Annotated in this window: 11 protein-coding genes; 9 read left to right on the forward strand and 2 right to left on the reverse strand. The window is 64.2% G+C overall.

Annotation, left to right across the window (positions count from 1 at the left end):
- The first annotated feature begins 35 nt into the window (after positions 1-35).
- Genes F8197_RS10825 through F8197_RS10845 form a run of 5 tightly spaced genes read left to right on the forward strand, consistent with a single transcriptional unit; the run spans position 36 to position 10,715 of the window.
- Positions 36-3,812, forward strand: coding sequence for a DUF4132 domain-containing protein (locus F8197_RS10825; RefSeq protein WP_152881809.1), 3,777 nt, complete (start codon positions 36-38; stop codon positions 3,810-3,812).
- Positions 3,813-3,824: 12 nt separating this feature from the next.
- The gene (locus tag F8197_RS10830; protein WP_152881810.1) at positions 3,825-4,922 is read left to right on the forward strand and encodes an AAA family ATPase; all 1,098 of its coding nucleotides are present in this window, start codon (positions 3,825-3,827) and stop codon (positions 4,920-4,922) included.
- Positions 4,913-7,537 carry a DUF5682 family protein gene (locus F8197_RS10835; RefSeq protein WP_373996838.1) on the forward strand — a complete coding sequence of 875 codons (2,625 nt, stop codon included), beginning with the start codon at positions 4,913-4,915 and terminating at the stop codon, positions 7,535-7,537. Before F8197_RS10830 ends, F8197_RS10835 begins: the two co-directional genes overlap by 10 nt.
- Positions 7,510-8,694, forward strand: coding sequence for a VWA domain-containing protein (locus F8197_RS10840; RefSeq protein WP_227012190.1), 1,185 nt, complete (start codon positions 7,510-7,512; stop codon positions 8,692-8,694). The genes F8197_RS10835 and F8197_RS10840 overlap by 28 nt, the downstream gene beginning before the upstream one ends.
- Positions 8,691-10,715 (forward strand): SWIM zinc finger family protein, encoded by a 2,025-nt coding sequence (locus F8197_RS10845; protein ID WP_152881812.1) that lies wholly within the window; start codon positions 8,691-8,693, stop codon positions 10,713-10,715. Before F8197_RS10840 ends, F8197_RS10845 begins: the two co-directional genes overlap by 4 nt.
- On the opposite strand, the gene F8197_RS10850 is transcribed toward F8197_RS10845, so the two are convergent.
- Entirely contained in the window at positions 10,704-13,742 is a 3,039-nt protein-coding gene (locus F8197_RS10850; protein WP_152881813.1) for a sensor histidine kinase, read from the reverse strand. The two genes, F8197_RS10845 and F8197_RS10850, sit on opposite strands and share 12 nt — an antisense overlap.
- A 153-nt stretch (positions 13,743-13,895) precedes the next feature.
- Between F8197_RS10850 and F8197_RS10855 the strand changes: the two genes are divergently transcribed.
- Complete coding sequence (locus F8197_RS10855; protein ID WP_152881814.1) at positions 13,896-15,476, forward strand: methyl-accepting chemotaxis protein; 1,581 nt, start codon at positions 13,896-13,898, stop codon at positions 15,474-15,476.
- 13 nt (positions 15,477-15,489) lie between these two features.
- Here the strand turns inward: F8197_RS10855 and F8197_RS10860 are convergent, their stop codons facing one another.
- Positions 15,490-16,509, reverse strand: coding sequence for a S9 family peptidase (locus F8197_RS10860; RefSeq protein ID WP_152881815.1), 1,020 nt, complete (start codon positions 16,507-16,509; stop codon positions 15,490-15,492).
- Positions 16,510-16,638: 129 nt separating this feature from the next.
- On the opposite strand from F8197_RS10860, the gene F8197_RS28875 reads away from it, so the two are divergent.
- The 3 genes from F8197_RS28875 (at position 16,639) to F8197_RS10875 (ending at position 21,063) form a co-directional block, all read left to right on the forward strand.
- Positions 16,639-17,040: an antitoxin VbhA family protein gene (locus F8197_RS28875; protein WP_227012191.1), complete on the forward strand. Its 402-nt coding sequence runs from the start codon at positions 16,639-16,641 to the stop codon at positions 17,038-17,040.
- 3 nt (positions 17,041-17,043) lie between these two features.
- Positions 17,044-17,937, forward strand: a complete 894-nt coding sequence (locus tag F8197_RS10870) for a Fic family protein (RefSeq protein ID WP_152881816.1) — start codon at positions 17,044-17,046, stop codon at positions 17,935-17,937.
- Positions 17,938-18,495: 558 nt separating this feature from the next.
- Positions 18,496-21,063 (forward strand): AAA family ATPase, encoded by a 2,568-nt coding sequence (locus F8197_RS10875; protein ID WP_227012192.1) that lies wholly within the window; start codon positions 18,496-18,498, stop codon positions 21,061-21,063.
- Positions 21,064-21,097: the final 34 nt, after the last annotated feature.

Consider the following 21,097-nt stretch of genomic DNA (forward strand, 5'->3'; position numbering starts at 1 on the left):
TTTGATTTGCCTGTTCGCCAATGTTAAAAAAGATAATGGATGCCCTTGGCACCGCACGCCTTGCACTGAGCTCGGACCTGGCCGTGATCCGCAGCGGCCTGGCCGGCCTGGACCTGACCGACAAAACGCTGACCACCCGCGCGGCCAACTTCGTCGCCAGCGGCGACGATCCGTCCGTGCTAACGGCACTGGCGGCGCTCGGTGGCTTGCCGTTCGAAGCGCTGGGCGATCCGGGCTTGATCGGCTGGGTGTATGGCGGCCGCACGCAATCGCAGGCCGGCGCCACGGAGGCCGCCACGGCCAGCCTGCGCGCGCGCGCCAGCCTGTACCAGCGTGTGACGGGCGAACCGGAGCAGGTCGCCCTGCTGGCGCGGCTGGGGCAAGTGCTGGCGGCAGCCGGCCAGGCGCAGCACCTGAGCCGCCCTATCGACGGTCTGCCCGACTGGCTGCAAACCCTGCTCAACGACGCGCTGTGGAACACTGCCCCCCGTAACATCGGCAGGTCCGACATCACGCCGGAACTACGACCGGCATGGACGGTCGCGCTGCTGGCCGCCTTGCTGGCGGACGACAGTCGCTGCACAATACCAGTGCTGTCGATCGTTTTCGAGCGCAGTGGTATCGACAGCTATCACCAGAACCGTATCTACCTGCCGCTACTCGCGCCCGGCCTGCTCGACGATTACATGCTGGCCCGTCCCGCCGAGGTGGAAGCAGCCGGCCGCACGCTGTCGGCCGTCGGCCGCATCCAGCTGCTCAAGCGCCTGGGCAGCCACCCGCCGCTGCTGGCTGCCTTCGATACACTCATCATCACCATGGCCGCAGGCGACAGCAAGACCGTGCGCGCAGCAGCCATCCCCCTGATGGACAGCATCGCCCAACCCGCCGCGCTGGCGGCGCTGGCCGAACTGCTGGCTGGCGGCCGCACCGGCGAACGCGCCAACGCCGCCGACCTGCTGGCACGCACCCAGGGCGAGGCCGCGCGCTCGGTGCTGGAGGCGGCGCTGGCGCGGGAAGCCGGCAAAACGGTGCAGCAGGCGATCCAGGCGGCGCTGTCGCGTCTGGGCGCAGCCACCGATGCCGGCGAACTGTCGCTGCCGGAGCCCCCGCCGCTGCCGCCCCCGCCCACCGAGGTGCTGGGCGACGATGCGATTGAGCTGCTGCGGCAGAACCGGCTCGAACTGCTCGAGCGCTACCGCACCGGCGCGGAACAGGAAATTGCCGACAACCGTGACCGCACCCATCCCTACAAATTTGCGCAGGAGAAGTACGCCCGCTACCGCAAGCTGGACGACGGCATGTTGCGCGACGCGATCCTGGCCGTCAATGGCCAAGGTGGCCAAGGTGGCAAGGGCGGCGAGCGGGCCCGCGCGCTGCTGGCCGACCGCGATCTTATGGCCACGCTGGAATTGGGCGGGCGCCTCGAAGCGCGCGCCGACTTCGGCTTGCTGCAAGTACTGCGCCTGACCGTCGGCAGCGGTTTTAATTACTGGGGCTTGTGGACCCGGCCGCTGTTCCAGAACTGGCTGCGGCGCCAGGACCAGGGGCGGGTCGATCTGCGCCAGTTGATGGCGCTGGTAGGGCAATGCGGCGGCGACGTCCGCGCCTTTGGCGCCAGCCTGCTGCAGCCGCACGGCGGCTCGGCCCTGCTCGATCAACTGCCGGCCGACCGCGTGTGGCCGCTGTTTGCCGAGCATCCGGAGCTGATCGATATCGGTCTCGGGCTGGCGCCGGCGAACCTCGACCGCTACTCTCACGACGTAGGCTGCACGCTGGCGGTGCTGGCCACGTTCCCCGTGATCCCGCCGCGCTGGGTACCCACCCTGATGGAACTGGCGCTGGGCGAAGGCAAGTCCCACCGCGCGGCCGCCCGCCAGGCCATGGCGCGCATGCCCGACATCGGCAAGCGCGTGGTGGATGCCCTGCAATCGGGTAAACAGGAGCTGCGCATCGAAGCGGCACGCTGGCTGGCCGCGCTCGACTACCGCGCCGGCATCCCGGCGCTGCAGGCGGCGCTCGACAAGGAAACGCGCGAAACTGCCAGCGCCGCCATGATGACCGCGCTTGAACAACTGGGCGTGGATATCGCCGCCTACCTGGCGCCGGAAAAACTGCTGGCGCAGGCGCGCAAGGGCCTCAAGGCCAAGCCGCCGGCCAGCATGGCGTGGCTCGATCTCGACAGCCTGCCCGCCTGCACCTGGGCCGACGGTACACCGGTCGAGGCAGAGATCATCCGCTGGTGGGTGATCCTGGCCTGCAAGCTCAAGGAACCGGGCGGCAATGCACTGCTGGAGCGCTACCTGGGCCTGTTATCCAGGCCGTCGGCCGCCGCCCTGGGCACGCTGCTGCTGCACCATTTCATCGCGCGCGACACCGCGCGTCCGCCGCTGGAAGACCTCAACGCCGACGTCGATGCCAGTGTGGACCGGCACTACCAGGATTATCTCGCCTCGATCAAGCGCTATCCCGAGGCTTACGCGGGCCAGGCCAGGCTTACCCTCGAACAGATGCGCGCCCAGCTGTACGACCAGCTCAAGCGCGATAAAATGAGCGAGTACCTGGGCACGGCCATCAACGAGAAGGGCATGCTGGCGCTGGTGGCCTGCGTGCCGGGCGCACAGCTGGTGGGCGCCATCCAGCAGTACATGCGCGACCACTACCAGCGCCGCGCCCAGGTCGAGGCGCTGCTGGAGGCGGCCTGCGGCTCCAACGACGGCGCCGTGATCCAGTTCGCGCTCGGTATCGCGCGCCGTTACCGCACGGCGTCGGTGCAGGACAAGGCGCGCATGCTGGTGCAGCGCATCGCCGACCGCAATGGCTGGACCCAGGACGAGCTGGCCGACCGCACCGTGCCCACCGGCGGCCTCGATGACAGCGGCCGCATGGCGCTGCAATACGGCAGCCGCGTATTTACCGTCTCGCTCGACGCGGCCCTCAAGCCGGTGCTGCGCAACGAAGAAGGCAAAACGGTGGCCGCACTGCCGGCGCCGCGCCAGGACGACGATGCGGACGCCATCAAGGAAGCCAAACAGCAGTTCGCCACCTGCAAGAAGGAAGTGAAACAGGTGGTGGACATGCAGACCAGCCGCCTGTACGAGGCCATGTGCGCCGGCCGCCGCTGGCCCGCCGCCGAATGGCGCCAGTACCTGCTGCGCCACCCGGTGGTCGGGCGCCTGGCGCAACAGCTGATATGGGAAGAAGTGGCGGTCGATGGCGCAGGCATAGTGGTCACGCGCTGCTTCCGCCCCACCGAGGACGGCAGCCTGATCGACGCCGGCGATGACGACATCGATCTCGATGACGCGGCGCAGGTACGCCTGGCGCATGGCGCGCTGCTGCCGGCCGCCGCCGCTGCCGCCTGGACCGCGCACTGCAAGGACTACAAGCTGACGCCGCTGTTCGCGCAGATGACGCATGCGCTGCCCGCGCAGCGGGACGGCAGCGCAATCGACGACCGCCTGGGCTGGCTATCCGACAGCTTCACCCTGCGTGGCGCCTTTGCCAAGCGTGGCTACCAGCGCGGCGCGGCGGAAGACGGCGGCGTCTTCTTCGAGTATCACAAGGATTTCGCGGCCAGCAGCCTGGCGGTGGTGATCGAATTTTCGGGCAGCAGCCTGCCCGAGGAAAATATCACCGCCGTGCTCAAGTCGCTCTCGTTCCGCCGCCACGGCGCGCACCGCTACGACTACAGCACAGTGCCGCTGGCGCAAGTGCCGCCGGTGCTGCTGGCCGAAGCCTACGGCGACTACCTCGCGGTGGCCGCCGCCTGCACCGGCTTCGACCCGGACTGGGAAAAGAAAACGCCGTGGTAACCAAGGAATGCAATGACTGAACCAACCATCCTGCGCGCCAGCGCCGAACTGCGCTACCGCGAAGAACTCGAGCGCCTGCGCACGGCCGACAAAGACCAGCGCCCCGCTGGCTGGCGCCTGTCCCCGCGCGCGGTGCGCCGCTTCATCCTCGGCGATGCGGCGCTGGACGTGGGCCGCAAGTTCTACGGCGACGACCCGCTGGTGGACCGCGCCATCGTCACACTGATGGGCCACCAGGGCCTGATGCTGGTGGGCGAGCCGGGCACCGCCAAGTCGCTGCTCTCGGAGTTACTCAGTGCGGCCATCAGCGGCGATTCGGCGCTAACCATCCAGGGCACGGCCGGCACCACCGAAGACCACATCAAGTATTCGTGGAACTACGCGCTGCTGCTGGCCGAAGGTCCGAGCCTGCGCGCCATGGTGCCGTCCCCGCTGTACCAGGCCATGGTGGCCGGGCGCATCGTGCGCTTCGAGGAAATCACGCGCTGCCCGCCCGAGATCCAGGACGTGATGATTTCGCTGATGTCGGAAAAACAGATCATGGTGCCGGAACTGGGTGAGCAGGCGCGCGTGCATGCGCAGCGCGGCTTCAACGTCATCGCCACCGCCAACCTGCGCGACCGCGGCGTGCACGAGATGTCGTCCGCGCTCAAGCGCCGCTTCAATTTCGAGACCGTGCGGCCGATCCGCGACCACGACTTCGAGGTGGAACTGGTGATGCAGCAGGTGAAACGCGACCTGGACGGCGCCGGCCTGGGCACCGGGGTGCGGGTGGAGCGCGACATCGTCGCCCTCCTGGTGACCACGTTCCAGGAACTACGTGCCGGTCAGACGCGCGAAGGCACGGCCATCAAGACGCCGGATACCGTGATGTCCACCGCCGAAGCGGTCAACGTTGCCTACGCTGCCGCGCTGGAGGCCACCTATTTCGGCAACGGCCAATTGACGCCGCGCGAGATCGCCAACCAGTTGCAAGGCGTGGTCCTCAAGGACAATGCCGACGACCTCAAACGCGTGCAGCATTATTTCGATACCGTGGCGCGCGAACGGGCGCGGCGCGACAGCAACTGGAAGGCGTTCTGCGACGCCGCGCGCAGCCTGTGGCCATAGCGCCGGCGCCCGCGCTGGCGGCGCTGGCGCCGCTGTTGATCGACGGCGTCCACTTCGCGCCGATCCGCCATCACAGCCCGGCCTGCGCGCTGGCGGTGCAGGCGCTGATCCGCGAGGTGCGCCCTGCCGCCGTGCTGATCGAGGGGCCGGACGACTTCAACGCGCTGCTGCCGCTGCTGCTCGATGCCGCCACCCGGCCGCCGGTGGCGATCCTGGCCCAGGCCACGGCGCCGACCGGCAGGGACGATCCCGACGCGGCGCGTTCGGTGTTCTACCCGTTCTGCGACTACAGCCCGGAATGGGTGGCGCTGCACGAAGGCCGCGCGGCCGGTGCGCAACTGGCTTTTATCGACCGCCCTTGGCGCCCCGACGACGATCGCAACGATCGCAACGACAGCGACGACGATCAGGACATCGGCAACCTGATGTCGGAGCGCTACCTGGCCCACAGCGACTACCTGAAGGCGCTGGCCGCGCGCACCGGCTGCCGCGACCAGGACGAATTGTGGGACCACCTGTTCGAGCTGCGCGACGGCGCCGCCCTGCGCGACTGGCGGCATTTGTTCGCCGACGTCCACGCCTACTGCGCCATGGCGCGCAACGATTACGAGCCGGTGGTGCTTGAAGCCGAGGGCAGCCTGCCGCGCGAACGCCACATGGCAGCGCACCTGCGCGCCTGGCGCGCCAGGGTCGATGGCCCGATCGTGGTGGTGACCGGCGGCTTTCACACCACGGCGCTGCAACGCATGCTGCACGCACCGGAAACGGCGCCAGCGGTGAGAGACAGCGGCGCCGGCAAGCGCCTGGGCAGCTGGCTGATCCGTTACAGCTTCGACCGCCTCGACGCCCTGAGCGGCTACGCCTCCGGCATGCCCTCGCCGGCGTATTACCAGCGCGTATGGGAGAGCGCCAACGCCACCGCGGACGGCCCGCTGTTGGCCGACGTGGCCGCCGGGTGCCTCACCGGCCTGGCGCGCAACAGCCGCGAACTGAGACTCTCCGAGCAGATTTCCACGGCAGGCGTGCAGGCGGCGGTGGTGCAGGCGGTGCGCCTGGCCGACCTGCGCGGCCACGCGGGACCGGGCCGGCAAGACCTGCTCGACGCCGTGCGCTCGTGCTTCATCAAGGGCGCCATCGACGACGGCACCAGCGGCATGGCAGCCGATATCCACCGCTACCTCGGCGGCAGCAAAATCGGCGATATTCCGCCGTCGGCCGGCTCGCCGCCGCTGCTGGAAGACGCACGCCGCACAGCCGCGCACATGCGCATCAACCTCGACGACAGCACCGCGCGCACCGTGCGCCTGGACCTGTACCGCAAGGACCGCCACCGTGCGCGCAGCCGCTTCCTGCACCTGATGGCGTATCTCGACACGGGCCTGGCGCGGTGGCAGTCGGGCCCGGACTTCATCGGCGGCAGCTCGCTCGACCTCCTGATGGAAGAGTGGCGCGTGGCCTGGAGCCCGCTGGTGGAGGCGCGCCTGATCGAATGTTCGCCGCTGGGCGCCACCTTGCAGGCGGTCGCGATGGCGCGGTTGCGCCGCGACCAGGCCGCGCTGGCGGCGCAAGGCCAGGGCCGCTCGGCGTCGGCGGCGGTCAGCCTGCTCACGCGCGCGTGCGTGATCGGCCTGCACCAGCAACTGCCGTCGCTGCTGCAACTGGTCGCCGACCTGCTGGACGAAGACAGCAACGCCGCGTCGGTGATCACGTGCAGTCACCGGCTGCTGCTGCTCTGGCGCGGACGCGAGCCGCTGGGATTGCAGGAGCATCCGCAACTGCGCGCACTGCTGCTGCAAGCGTGGAACACCGCGCTGTACCTGGTGCCGCAACTGGCGCAGGCCAAGCCCGAAGACGAAGCGGCTGCCATCGGCCACCTGCGCACCCTGCGCACGCTGCACGGCGCCTTGCGCCAGCTGGCAGATGATCGGGCGGCCGGCGCTCCTGCGGCCGGCGCTCCGGCTGCTGGCGCTGCTGCGGCTGAATCTCCGGCAGCCGGCGTCCCAGTGGCTGACGGTCCGGCGGCCGGCGACCCGGCGACCGGCGCCCCGGTGGCCGGGATCACGGTGGCCGGCATCCCGGCAGCGAGCGCGCCCGCGCCGCGCCATACCAGCATCTGGCAACGCCAGTTGCAGGCGCTGGCCACGGCCATCGACGGCGCGCCCGGCGTGCGCAGCGCTGCTGCCGCCACGCTGTTCATCGACGGCGCCTGGACCGATACCGAACTGGCGGCGATGCTGCAAGCGTGTTTCGGTCCCGGCGCCCTGCCCGGCGACGCCGTGCGCGGCCTGGCCGGCCTGATGGCGGTGGCGCCGGAGCTGCTGCTCACCCAGGCCGGCCTGCGCGCGCAGGTGAGCGCCATCGTCGCCGGCTGGGACGAGCGTACATTCATCGACTTCTTGCCCGACCTGCGCCAGGCATTCACCCTGCTCAAGCCGCAGGAGACGGCGCACCTGGCCGAGGCGCTGGCCGGTACGCAGCAACTGACGCTGGCCGAAACCCACTACACCGCCACCGAGGCCGACCTGCTGGCCGGCGTGGCGCTGCAAGCGCGGCTAGCCGCCAGCGTGGCGCGCGACGGCCTCGATGCATGGCTGACCACCGGGGCCACATCATGACCGACACCATGAACAACCAGCACGACGACAGCGCCAGCGACCCCGAACTGCTGCGCCGCTGGCGCCTGATCCTGGGCCGCTACGCCGGCCAGCCCAACAGCGCCGCCATGAGTCCGCGCGACCAACAGATCGACCACGCGCTCGACTACCTGTACGGCCGCGAGTACCAGGGGCGCGGCCTGCTGCGCACCCCGGGCAGCGGCGGCTCGCTCGACCCCAGCGCGATCAAGGCGGTGGACTGGTTGCAGCGCACCCGCACGCTGTTCCCGCAGGACGTGTTCGAGCGCATCCAGCAGCACGCGGTGGAAAAATACCAGTTGGCCGAACTGCTGCAAGACCCGGACGTACTGCGTTCGCTGGAACCGAACCAGGCGCTGGCGCGTACCCTGCTCGGCATGCGCGGACGCCTGAGCGCGCAGATGCGCGACGCCGTGCAGGACGTGATCCGCCAGGTGGTCGAGGAGATCACGCGGCGCCTGCGGCCGCAGTTCGTCAACGCGCTGGTGGGCCGGCGCAACCGGTTTCGCCGTTCGCACATGCCCAGCGCGCAGAACTTCGACTGGCGCGCCACCATCGCCGCCAACCTGCGCCACTACGACCTGGCCAGCGGCCGGCTGGTGATTGCGCGGCCGATCTTCAATGCGCGGGTCAAGCGTCACCTGCCGTGGGACGTGATCCTGTGCGTGGACCAGAGCGCGTCGATGCTCGATTCGGTGATGTACAGCGCGGTGGTGGCCGGCATCCTTTCCAGCCTGCCCACGGTCAATGTAAAACTGGTGGTGTTCGATACCAGCGTAGTGGACCTGACCCACCTTGCTGCGGATCCGGTGCAGCTGCTGCTCACGGTGCAACTGGGCGGCGGCACCGACATCGGCCGCGCCATGCAGTATTGCGAAACGCTGGTGCGCACGCCGCAGCGTACAGTGATTGCGCTGATCAGCGATTTCGAGGAAGGTGCGCTACCGGGGCCGCTGCTGGCCAGCGTACAGCGCATGACCGAAGCGCGTGTAAAAGTACTGGGACTGGCGGCGCTCGATGAGGCGGCGCGACCGGTGTATGACCACACCATGGCGCAGCGCCTGGCCGGGCGTGGCGCCGAGGTGGCGGCGCTCACCCCAGCCCATTTCGCCGAATGGCTGGCCGAGGTGATGGCGTGACGGACTGGCTGCACATTTACCGCAACACCGACGACGACACCCTGGCCGCCCTGGGCAGCACGGGCCTGGTAAGGCGCGCCGCCAAGGACGTGGAAGCGGGCAAGGTGGCGTGGGAAACTGCGCCCCACCTGTTGCGCGCGGACGGACAACTGGTGCGCATCGACGCCGGCGGCCCGGCCCGCGCCAGCTGCGACTGCCCCGCACCCGGCGTATGCAAGCACATACTGGCCGCCGTCATCTGGCTGCGTAACGCCGCGCCGGAGCCTGATGTGGCCGATGCTCTGCCTGCCCTGCTGGCCGAAGTAATGGCGCTGGAACCTGCCGCCGTGTTCAAGACCGCCGGCCTGGCCGTCACCCGCAAGGCAGCTGCTCTGCACGCGGCGGAGCATCCAGTGACCTTGTCCGCCACCGCCGGCGCCTTGCTGATCACGCTGCCGTCGCTCGACATCACCTGCCGCTACATCGGCGGCGCCGGCTTTGGCGGCATGGTGTCGGAAGCGCCGCCCGCGTCGCGCGCGGCGGTGCACGTCGTGGCGCTGGCTGCCGTCTGGCGCCAGCAGGGCCGCGCCATCGCATGGCCGGCGCCGTCCAGGTCCGGTGCAGCTGCGGCGCTCGATGATGATGCCGGCCTGTCCGCCGACGAGCAGCGCTTCATCGAACGCTTGCGCGCGCTGGTGCTGGCCGCGTTCGAGGACGGCTGGTCGCACGTGAGCGAGATCGTACCGGCCCAGTTGCGCACGCTGGCCATGTCGGCGCGGGTGGAATCGTTCCCGCGCCTGGCCGGCATGCTGCGCACGCTGGCCGGCACCGCCAGCTTGCTGGTGGAGCGCGACGCGGGCGCCGACGAGCGCCAGGCGATCCGCCTGGCCACCCGCATCTACGCCCTCACCCACGCGCTGGAATCTGCCCGGGGTGAGCTGCTGCGCGAGCTGCGTGGCCGCGAGCGCCGCAGTTTCGACGGCAACCAGGCGCTGGAACTGCTGCCGCTGGGCGCCCACTGGTGGGAACAGCGCGGCAGCGCGCGCGGTTTGAGCATCGCGTTCTGGAACCCCGCCGCGCAGGGCGTGATGCACGCGGTGCTGGCGCGCCGCGACCACGCCGACCGCCACTTCAACCGGGAACTGGCCTGGAGCACGGCCAGCCTGTGGCAAGGCGCAGGCACGGCGGCCACGCTGGCCGTTGGCGCGCTGACGCTGGAACAGGCGCGCATATCCGACGACTTGCGCCTGGGCCTGAGCATGGAGACCCGCGCCAGCGTGCAGCCGCCCTGGCGCGCCACTGACGAGCGTTGGACCAGCGCCGGCTACGACGACTGGAATGTTCTGGCCGATGCCCTGCGCGCCAGCGCCGGCCTGCGCGGGGAGCCGCTCGACTGCGTACTGCTCAAGCCCGCGCGCTGCGATACGCCGCGCCTCGACGAAGCGCGCCAGACCTTGGACTGGACCTTGCGCGACAACAGCGGCGCGGCGCTGGCGCTGCAACTGCCGTGCGACCCCGTGCACCATCAGCGCATCGGCAACCTGGAGGACTGGGTGGCGAACGGCGCGCCGATCCGCGCCGTGCTGGCGCGTTATGAGCGCAGCCTGCAGGGCGGCCGACTCGAACCACTGACGTTGATGATTGAAACGGACGGCGTGCTGCGCGCAGTTTCGCTCGACTACGAAGGCGCGCCAGCCGGTGCGGCCAGAAGCACACCGCTGCTGCAACGACTGGCGCGCCTGTTCGGCGCCAGGCCGGCTGCCGCAACGGCAGCCGACATCCCCGCCGAATCCATCGGGACCGCCACCCACGCCGGCTGGATCGGCGCCATGCAACAACTGCTGGAAAACCAGGCCATGAGCGGCAGGCTGCATGTGCCGGGGGCGGACCGCCAGCGCCTGGTCGCGCTGCGCGCCAGCCTGCGCGCGAGCGGCGTCGATCTGCTGGCGGACGCACTGGCGCGCTATCTCGACCAGCCGGACACCGCGCGCGGCATCGCCCTGCTCTACCTGTGTCTGACCTGCGCCGAGCTAGGAGGTTAGCGGTACCTCCAGGCGCACCTCGGTACCGCCACCAGCGCGGCGGCTGATGCGCAAGCTGGCTTTGACCAGGTGCGCGCGCTCGCGCATGCCGGCCAGGCCCCAGTGGCCGTGCGGCGCACCGTGGGTCAGTACCTGGTCGTCGATCCCGCATCCGGCATCGAGCACGCGCAGTTGCACGCCATCCGGCGCGTAGCGCAGCGCGACGTGCACCATCACCGCGCCGGAATGGCGGCAGGCGTTGTGCAGCGCCTCGAGCGCAATCGCATGCACTTCGTGCTGCACACTGTCGGACAGCGGCACCGGCTTGCCCTGCTGCTCGACATGCACGGTCACGCCGTACTGCTGGCCGCAGGCGGCAGCTGCTTCTTCCAGCGCCCGCTGCAGGCCTGGTTGCGCGTCGTCGCCCGAGCGCAGCGCCCACACCTGTTCGCGCCCTTCCAGCAGCACCGCGTCGGCGGTATCAAGTGCGTTGTCGATTTCGCGTTGCAGCGGATCGTCGGTGGCGATGCCATGCTTGATGCGGTCAAAACGCATGATCAGCGCCTGCACGCTTTGCAGGAAGCTGTCGTGCAGGGTGCGGGCGATGCGGGTACGCTCGTCGAGGCGCTCCTGCATGCGCTCGGCCACGCGCGCCGTCGCCAGTTGCACGCGCCAGCGGAACAGGCCATAGCCGGCCAACGCCAGCACCAGTGCGCACAGCAGCTTGAACCACAGCGTCTGCACGAAAGTCGGTGCGATCGCCACATCGAGCGTGGCCGGCCGCGTGCTCCACACGCCGTCCTCGTTCGAGGCCAGCACCTCGAAGCGGTAATCGCCCGGCCCCATATTGGTATAAAAAGCCTGGCGCCGGGTACCGGCGTCGCGCCAGCCATCTTCCAGTCCCACCAGGCGGTAGCGGAAGCGCGCGCGCTCGGGGATGGTCAGCACGGCGGCGGTGAAATCGAGTTCGATGTTTTCGGTACCGGCGGGCAGGCGCGCGGCGCCATTGAGCGGGTAGGAACGGCCTTCCGCGCGCAGGCCGATCACCTGCGGCGTGGGCATCAGCGGATTATGGGTGATGTGGCGGGGATCTATCCAGCCGACATAGGAGCTGGAGGCGTACCAGATATGGCCGTCGCTGCTTTCCGCCAGCGTGGGGATGGGGCGCAGCTGCGTGGCGATGCCGCCATAGCCATCGAGGTAATCGAAGCGCTCCATGGGCACCGCCACCGTCGCTGCGCCGTTCGCCAGCGCGGTAGCCACGTCGGGCGCACGGATATGCGCCAGGCCGCCGACGCCATGCAACCACAAGTCGCCGGCAGCGTTTTCCACGATACCCGACACGCCGAACAGTTCGGCGCTGCCCGCATCGCGCAACATGGCGAAGCGCTTGCCGTTCCAGTGTGCGAAGCCATGGTCGCCGCCAACCCACAGGTGATCGCCACGACTGTTGATGGCGAGGATATTACCGGCGGCCAGGCCTTCGCCGGCGCCCAGCTGGCGCAGCGCGCCATCGGCCGCCAGCACCGCCATGGCGTTTTCCGGATAGCCGAACCAGAGCCGTCCCTGTGCGTCGGCATGCAGCGAAATCGCCGTGCGCGCCGCCAGTTCCGGCGCCGCCGGCCGCCCCCACACGCCCGCCTTGAATGTATGGATGCCGTGGCCGATGATCGAGAGCCACAGCGTGCCGTCGCCATCCATCGCCATGGCCTGCACCGCCATCCTGGCCGGCCCGCTCGGCAAAGGCCAGCGCCGGTACCGGGCATCGCGCACCTGCCACAGCGCTCCCTCTGCCGCGAACCACGCGCTGCCATCGGGGGCGCGGGTGCTCGCTGTCGGGCTGTGGATCGGCGTGGCAAAGCGGCGGCCGTGCTGGTCGACGCGGTACAGGGTATCGTCGAAGCCGATGATGCCCGGCGTGCCGCCCATCCATAACTCGCCTTGCGCGCCGGCCAGTACGCTCATGAACGCGGTCTGGGCGCCGCCCCACTCCAGCCGGTTGATGCGGCCGTGGCTGAGGCGATCGACGCCACCTTCCGTGGTCAGCCAGGTATTGCCTTCTCGGTCCGTGAACTGGGCGTGGACATTGCGGCCACTGAAGCCGCCTTCAATCGCATCGGCGCTGCGGGCAGGATCCGACGGATCGACCTGGTACAACCCCTGCGGGGTCATGATCCATAACCCGCCGTCCATTTTCTGGAAGACGTCCAGCCGTTGCTGCGTAAAGTGCGGCAGCGCCAGTGGCCGTACCGCCTCGGTGGCGGGATCGAAAATGAACAACGCCCGGTGCTCGGTCTTGAGCAGGATGGTGCCGTCGGGACGAAGGTCGCCGCTATCGATGGGGGGCAAGCCCGATGTACCTGATATGCGCCGGAACCGCTGGCTGCCCGGCTGCCTGATGTATAAACCCGTATCCGCGTATGCCAGCAAGGCGCCATTGGGCGCCACCGTAAAATGGCTGAAATTGCCCGGTGCGATGCCCTCGGCGGCGCCCATGGCGGCCCACCGCTGGCCATCGCGGCGGAACACCCCGACGTAAGTGGCCGCCCACATCACCCCGTCCGGGGTGCGGGCCAGTTCCTGCGTGGTACGCGCCGGCAGGCCTTGCGCCTCGCGGTAGTGCGTTACCGCGCCGTGCTCGAACACGCTCGCACCACCGAACCGGTAGCCCACCCACAGCGCGTCGCCGTACGCGGCCACCGCCGACACATCGGTCGCCAGCAGCTTGTTGCCATCGACCGCATCGACGCGGTCGAAGCGCACACCGTCAAACCGGTGCAGCCCCTCGTAATTGGCCAACCACAGCATGCCACGACTATCCTGCGCCATGGCGATAGCCGCCGACGGCGCGCCATCGCGCTTGCGCCAGGCGACATGCTGCAAGGTGCTCTGCCGGTACGGCGCAACCGGCACTTCGACCTGCGCTCTGTCGAAGATCTGCGGCGGCGGTGGCGCGGGCGTCGTGTAGCCGATGGCCGGCGCAAGCGCCAGCAAGAGCAACACGGGGCAAGCGGCCAGCCGCAATGCGCGTAGGGACAGTGGAACCATGTGATGTTGTGACGAGGGAGGCCACGCATTATAGACCGACAGGGAATTTAGAATCTCCCCTCTAATTAATAAATTCCATATGGAAATTACTTTTCCAGCAAGAAATATTCAATTACTATTACTTTTCCTCAATATGTATAAAAAATATAATCAATGAAGAATTTATCGTTCAAGCAAAAACTATGGCTGCCCCTGATACTGAGTCTGCTCTGCATCTTTGTCATTTTTGTCCACGGCGCGATCCAGACGCGCGATCTGCGCATGGAGGAGCGCCAGAAGGATCTGACCAACGTCAACCAGGTAGGCCTGAGCATCGTCAAGCATTTTGATGCGCAGGCCACCGCCGGCCAGATCACGAAAGAAGAAGCCCAGCGCCGCGCCATCGACGTTGTGCGTTCGCTGCGTTTCGGCGAAGACGGCTACACCGCCATCGCCAGCAAGGACATGATCTCGCTGATGAATCCATTCGCGCCGCAAAACAACGGCAAGGACATGAGCGGCTTCAAGGACATCAACAACTATTACCTGTACCGCGAGATCGCCGCCGCTGGCGCCAGCACCGCCGGTTCCGGCTACGTGCGCTACGTGTGGCCGCGCCCGGGCGGCAAGGAGCCGCTGCCGAAGACCAGCCGGGTGGACCGCTACGGCCCGTGGGGCTGGGACCTGATCACCGGCGTGTACATGGACGACATCGACCGCGCCTTCAAGGCCGAACTGCTGCAATCGGGCAGCGTGTTATTGGGCGTGACGCTGCTGCTGGGCTTTATCGTCACCCGCATCAACCAGAGCCTGCGCCAAACCATCGGCGGCGAACCGGCGCTGGTGCGCGAAGCGGCCGGTCGCATCGCCAGCGGCGACTTCAGCGTGCCGATCCATGTCGACGCACGCGACGACAGCAGCATCTTCTTCGGCATGAAGAGCATGCAAACCCAGCTCGCCAGCACCATCGGCGACATCCGCCGCAGCGCCGACACCATCGCCCTCGCCTCGTCCGAAATCGCCAGCGGCAATATGGACCTGTCGGCCCGCACCGAGTCGCAAGCCAGCTCGCTCGAACAGACCGCCGCCTCGATGGAAGAGCTGACCGCGACGGTCAACCAGAACGCCGTCAACGCCCAGCAAGCCAACGAGATGGTGATCTCGGCCGCCAGCGTTGCCGGCAAGGGTGGCGAAGTAGTCGCCAGGGTCGTGCAGACCATGGACGCCATCAACAGCTCGGCCACGCGCATCGTCGATATCATCAGCGTGATCGATGGCATCGCGTTCCAGACCAATATCCTGGCCTTGAACGCGGCCGTGGAAGCGGCCCGCGCCGGCGAGCAAGGCCGTGGTTTCGCCGTGGTCGCGAGCGAAGTGCGCAACCTGGCGCAGCGCAGTGCAGCCGCCGCCAAGGAGATCAAGACCCTGATCGGCGACTCGGTGGACAGCATCAAGGTGGGCAGCGACCTGGTGGCCGAAGCTGGCGCCACCATGGACCAGATCGTGGCGAGCGTCTCGCGCGTGACCACCATCATGACCGCGATCACCGCTGCCTCGCACGAACAGAGCATCGGCATCGGCCATGTCAACCAGGCCATCACCGAAATGGACGCCGTGACCCAGCAGAATGCCGCACTGGTGGAAGAAGCGGCATCCGCCTCGGCCAGCATGCAGGACCAGGCCAGCATGCTGGCGCAACTGGTGCTGCGCTTCCGCCTGGACAAGGCCGAGCGCAAGGTAGCCCTGCTGCGCTAAGGCGCTTGGTCCGTCAGCGCCGTTCGAACCACGCCATGAAGGCGTCGTATTCGGGCTGCGCCTCCGGCACCGGCCGGCCTTCCGCCACCAGCTGATGTCCGGCCAATGGAATGCGGCGGAACGTCACATCCCGGCCCTGGGTGCGCAATTGAGCGTACAGCACTTCGGTGGACAGGATCGGTACGCTGTCGTCCTGCATGCCGCTGGCCAGGTACACGCGCGCCTTCGAGTGCGCCAGGTTTTCCGCCGTGGACTGCGCAAAGAAACTGCTCCAGCGCAGGTACGGGTGACCCCAGGCGAACTTGCTGGTGCTCGTCGGATCGGCGGCGATCGCACCGTAGGTCCGGTCCAGCTCCTGCAGCTGTTTGAGCTTGTCCTCGTCGCTGCCGTTCGAGCGATAGATGTTGGCGGCGAAGTCGTAGAGCTGGGTCGGTCCGTTGGCAGCGATAAGCACCACGTCCGTCACCTCCGCCAGTTCACGCGCCAGTCCGGCGGCCATGGGTGCGCCTTCCGACATCCCGATCACCAGCACGCGTCGCGCGTCGACTTCGGGCAGCAACAATGCGTGGCGCACCGCCTGCTTGAGCGTGGCCAGCCACGTGTCGTAGGAAAAGTGGCGATTGAAATCGCCGGCGCAGCCGACTGCCGAACCAGGATTGCCCTGCTGTGGCTCTTCCGACTGGAATGGCTTCTCGACGGCCATGACGGCATAGCGCTTTTCGGCCGCGAGCGGTATCCACGAATAGATGTTCGAAGAGCGGTTGGCCGTACCCAGTCCGGCGAACGGCGGGACACACCCCGAGCCCTGGATGTACAGGACCAGCGGCGCCTTGTGCGCCGGTTTGGAGAGATAGTAGCGCACCGGAGCGCTGTCACCGCCGTGCAAGGTGATCCGCGCGAACGAAAACGTCTTGAACTCGAACTGCTCTTCCTTGACGGCGGCGGGGGCGGCGCTGGCTGAGGTATATAACAGCGTGCAGGCGAAGAAAAGACTGGTGCAGGACGCGGTGACGCGAGTTGTGAGGGCGAGCATGGAGGGCTTTTTTAATCGAAATAGCTATTTTGCCGGAAAAACCATTTGGCAGGACAAAGTTGAAATACGAATGTGAATCGCGCCTTGTGAATTGACTTCATGCAGCTATGTGTGTGCATTGAATGTGCAATGTACATACACTACAATAAAATCTGCTATTCGCCGAAGTTCGACTTTTTAAAAGGTGCCATGATGTCCAAGGAAGTACAGATGACTTTCCGCGTCGAGTCTGAATTGCGCACGGATTTTGCAGCAGCAGCTGCTGCAGAAGATCGCCCCGCTGCCCAATTATTGCGAGAGTTTATGCGGGCATATGTCAACCAGTCGAAACAAAAGCTGCTTACCTCGGCTAACGATAACGTTTCGCCCGCTGAGAAGCGGCGCAGGGAGCAGGCCGTTAACTTTGCCCGTGCGTCCGTAGGACTGGAAGGCTTCAAGCCGTCACCGGCAGCGGAAGCCAGCGCCCGACAATTCATTAATGGTCGAGTCAACATGGCTGAATTAGTAAAGCCAATCAAAGACGCCGAATGAGCCATGAGCAATAAATCGTTGACCGACGAGCAGCGCGAACAGCTTGAAGCCGACTTCACATTCAAAAGAATTTACGAACTTGAGCTATACCCGGTGCAAGGAAAATTCGACGCAAGCCACTTGCGCCAAGTCAACCGCCGAATTTTTCAAGACCTGCCCGGCGTCGGCTTTGATCACGTCACCCCAGGCGAATATCGGAAGCCGGTGCCTGATGGCCGAGACTGGATGAAGCAGCGCGGCCTATCGACCGTGAACGGCCAATTCTTTGTAGCCTACTCACGTATGGACGCGCTCGCAATTAACCGGATTGACATCGCGCTTGCTACGGCCACGCCCGCCGAACTTCGCAATTTGAAGACATCAGAATTCACGGCGCGACTTGCAACACTTTACACGGAGCTTGATTACCTTCATCCGTTCAGCGACGGCAACAGCCGAACCTTGCGAACCTTCACCAGGCAACTCGCCAGGGAAGCGGGCTATCAACTGGAGTGGGAACGTTTTGGAGGTAGCGAGGTTGCCCGCGACCTCCTGTACATCGCACGTGACCGCAGTGTCAACGAACTGGCAAAACCGCATGTTCAACACGAAAACACCATGCGCAAAATCATTTTTACTCGTGACCGACTGGACGGCAATCGAGACTTGCCGGACTTACTGCGCGATGTGGTTCGTCCCGGCCGCGCGGTAGCTTTCGAGAGAAGTCCCGAAGCGCAAGCATTGGAAGATTATCCAGAACTGAAAGAGGCATACAAAACGATGCGCGAGGCCGCGCGGTATTTTGCGACCAAATGGCCAGGCAAGGTCGCGGCGCAAGAGCAAGCAATTCAGACTGTGATGAACCACGTTCAGAAGCGTTTGAACGCTGGCGAAACGACAGATTTTTGCAATTCCTAAAATGGAAAAAACCGCGCCCTTCTTTGCAAGGGTGCGGGCTTCTGCTATTACCTGATTCGCTTGCCGGAATCACATTCCTCTATGGCGCACCTCTCCCAGAGACCCAAATGTCCCTCGCTTGTCCCTCAGGCGGACTCTTGTTCGCCAGTATGGTTCCCGGCGTGCTCTGGAGCAATTGAACGTGGCCAATTTCCGAGCTATGTGGGCGTTGGACTGGGGGCAGCAGAAAAGGTTCAATTTTTTTCGTTTTAGCTCGCATTGCGTGACATTTGGCGAATATTTCGTAGATGCAAATATGATATCCTCAGCGAAGGTTTAGTTGGACAAGTTTTTCAAATAGGCTTGCAAGCTGAGGTAGGTTCGCAAAACAACAATAGATCGCTACGAAAAGGAAATCCGAATATGAGTTCGGCTAGGCATGATTACCAGCAATTCCTTACTTGGCTACACACTCGAGAGCATCAAGCTCCAGAAGACGTTAGACGCTTAGCCAATTTAATCGAGGCGAACTTTGACAAAATTTCCACGACGTCTAGATCTCAAAGTCGTCGGTCATTAATGTTGACCGCTATCGCCAGAGCTTCTTTACCGACAACAAGCTTTGAGCCACCAGAGATGCCCAGCTCCCAGCGGACAGGAACATGGGAGTGGAAATCACTGCAAAGCTTGAAATTGGGTCCCTTCCGCGGATTTCCAACCCCAGAAACATTTCAATTTCCACAACGAATCACAATGTTTTACGGTCCTAATGGGAGTGGAAAAACGAGCTTATGTGAGGCATTGGAGCTGGCACTATTGGGATCAGTAGATGAAGCTTCAGCGAAGCGTATCCCTCAGCAACGCTATTTTGCAAATTTGCATGTCAATAAGTTCCAGCCCCCCATATTAGCAGCGCGCGATATGCATAATAAAGCATTGACGGTTAAGGCTGACTCGGAGGCATATCGATTTTGTTTTATTGAAAAAAATCGGATTGATAATTTTTCTCGTATAGCATCAAAAACTGCGGGTGAAAAGAAGGACCTGATCGCATCGTTATTTGGCATGGAACAGTTCCATGACTTCGTGACAAACTTTAATGAGTCGATGGACGGCCAACTCAGTTTGGTAGCTATTCGACTACAAGAACTTACAAATAAGCGTGCAAGCCTCCAACAAGACCAAGCTACAGTGGATGGTGAAACCCAAGCAGTTCAAGCAATTACACTTGAGGAGGCGACTTACGCTAAAGCTTATGCAGCCGACCTGACATATAGCCAGCTTCTTTCTCAAATTGGTAGCGACGAATCACCTGGGCGCCTCCATCACCTCAACGCCCAGCTAAATAGTCCCACTCCAGGACTTTACAGCATCAATAGCGCCAAGCTTACCGCCGCATACCATGCCGCTGAAAACGAACAAAAGCGACTTGAAGATATCGCGGCAAGGCTCGGCTCGAAAGCGGGTGAGACATCATTCCAAAGTCTTTACCATGCAGTGCTTGCGCTGCAAATCAAAAATCCGGAGAGCTGCCCTGCCTGCGGAACTCCGCTTGTTGGAGATTACAGAGTCACTTACGATCCATATGCACAAGCTCGTGACGGACTTGCGCAACTCAAAGACCTTGCTGAGTTGCAAGCGGAGATGGCACAGGTTCGGCGGTCATGGGACATTGCGTCCCGAAACCTAGAGTCTTTACTGGCTTACTTCTCTCAACGAGTCGGCGCTGAGGCAAATAGCCCAGACGAACGTCTGCATTACCTTGCAGTTCCTGGGATTGATCACGGCACAGCATGGTGGCGCTCAAGCTTTAAACAGCCAGAGGGTGGAAAGTCGATAGCGCAAAAAATCGTTGATATGGCAACTGAGTGCGAAACGCTCGATACTCAAACTAAAACCGCTTTGGCAAGCCGTGCTCAATTGGTTGCAGAGCGTGAAAAGATTGTGCAGGCAGCGCAAGCTGTCGCTAGTTTTAAAGCTCGTCGTATTGAAATAGCAAAGCAAGTTTCCATAGCAAAGAAAAATATCGAGAAATTCGACGAAGCCAATAAAGAACTTTTTACAGCAGTTCAGCAAGAAGCAGTAATAATTGCAAGCGACTTGAGGATTAAATACGCTTACGAGGAATTTCTCAGACTTTTGCGGAATTTTCGCGCCGAGCTACCTGGAACTCTTATCGCTGGGATCAATAATATAGCGCTAGAAATCTATAATGAATTTAATCGACGAGACCATGAAGGTGACAAGCTAGCAAACTTACTGCTGCCGACTGATGAGGGGGGACGTATTGAGCTTGCGTTCCGATCGACACCGCAAACAAACGTGGATGCTCTTCACGTTTTGAGTGAAGGTCATGTGCGTTGTCTTGGTGTCGCCATACTTCTCGCGAAAGCATTGCACATTCACGCGCCGGTCATCATATTTGATGATGCAATCAATGCAATCGATACAGAACACCGCGAGGGGATCCGCGAAGCTATTTTTCAGAGTGACCGCTTCGCTGAAACCCAGATCATCGTGACATGCCATAGCAGTGAATTTATCAAAGATTTGCAGAACCATGTCGCCAGTGAACAGTGGACGGCATATTACTTCATGCCGCATAACGGTGATCACCGACCCCGTGTAAAAGGAAACGAGTACACCTTCAACTATCTTACTCAGGCTCGCGAAGCGTTGGACATTGGAGACTGGCGCAACGCCTTAGGCGCGTCCAGACAATGTCTTGAAATGCTCGCCGATAAGGTTTGGAATTGGCTAGGCAAGAATGGGCTTGGACAGTTGGCATTGCCTCTGGCTGGACGCGGCGCAGAGCCAGCGCTGCGAAACCTATGTGAAGCATTGAAAAAGCGACTCGATGACACCCGCGCATTTGTCCATCAAGACAAGCCTCACCTTGTCCAAGGACTTGGTGCCATTCTTGGGGTACCAGCCCCATCCAATGTGTGGCTCTATCTAAACAAAGGCATCCACGAGGAAGCTAACCGGGATGATTATGATCCAAATCTTGTTCGGACCATTGTGGAAAATCTGGAGGCACTTAATCAACTTCAACTCCGGCCAATGTCAGCAGCTTTGTCGGGAACGGCTCAAACAGCTGTGGCAGCAGCCGTACTAACTGCCGCTTCCGCCCCACCAAAGGCTTGAGCTGACTTAGGTGGACCACTAGGCGCACCAGTTC

This window comes from Duganella sp. FT27W, from assembly GCF_009295655.1.
GTDB lineage: Bacteria > Pseudomonadota > Gammaproteobacteria > Burkholderiales > Burkholderiaceae_D > Rugamonas > Rugamonas zoogloeoides.

What these genes read in the sequence shown, in the direction of transcription:
- F8197_RS10830 (WP_152881810.1), top strand. Translation starts at nt 3,825, where the DNA reads ATGACTGAACCAACCATCCTGCGCGCCAGCGCCGAACTGCGCTACCGC.
- F8197_RS28875 (WP_227012191.1), top strand. Translation starts at nt 16,639, where the DNA reads ATGTACATACACTACAATAAAATCTGCTATTCGCCGAAGTTCGACTTT.
- F8197_RS10870 (WP_152881816.1), top strand. Translation starts at nt 17,044, where the DNA reads ATGAGCAATAAATCGTTGACCGACGAGCAGCGCGAACAGCTTGAAGCC.
- F8197_RS10875 (WP_227012192.1), top strand. Translation starts at nt 18,496, where the DNA reads ATGTTGACCGCTATCGCCAGAGCTTCTTTACCGACAACAAGCTTTGAG.
- F8197_RS10825 (WP_152881809.1), top strand. Translation starts at nt 36, where the DNA reads ATGGATGCCCTTGGCACCGCACGCCTTGCACTGAGCTCGGACCTGGCC.
- F8197_RS10850 (WP_152881813.1), bottom strand. Translation starts at nt 13,742, where the DNA reads ATGGTTCCACTGTCCCTACGCGCATTGCGGCTGGCCGCTTGCCCCGTG.
- F8197_RS10855 (WP_152881814.1), top strand. Translation starts at nt 13,896, where the DNA reads ATGAAGAATTTATCGTTCAAGCAAAAACTATGGCTGCCCCTGATACTG.
- F8197_RS10860 (WP_152881815.1), bottom strand. Translation starts at nt 16,509, where the DNA reads ATGCTCGCCCTCACAACTCGCGTCACCGCGTCCTGCACCAGTCTTTTC.
- F8197_RS10840 (WP_227012190.1), top strand. Translation starts at nt 7,510, where the DNA reads ATGGCTGACCACCGGGGCCACATCATGACCGACACCATGAACAACCAG.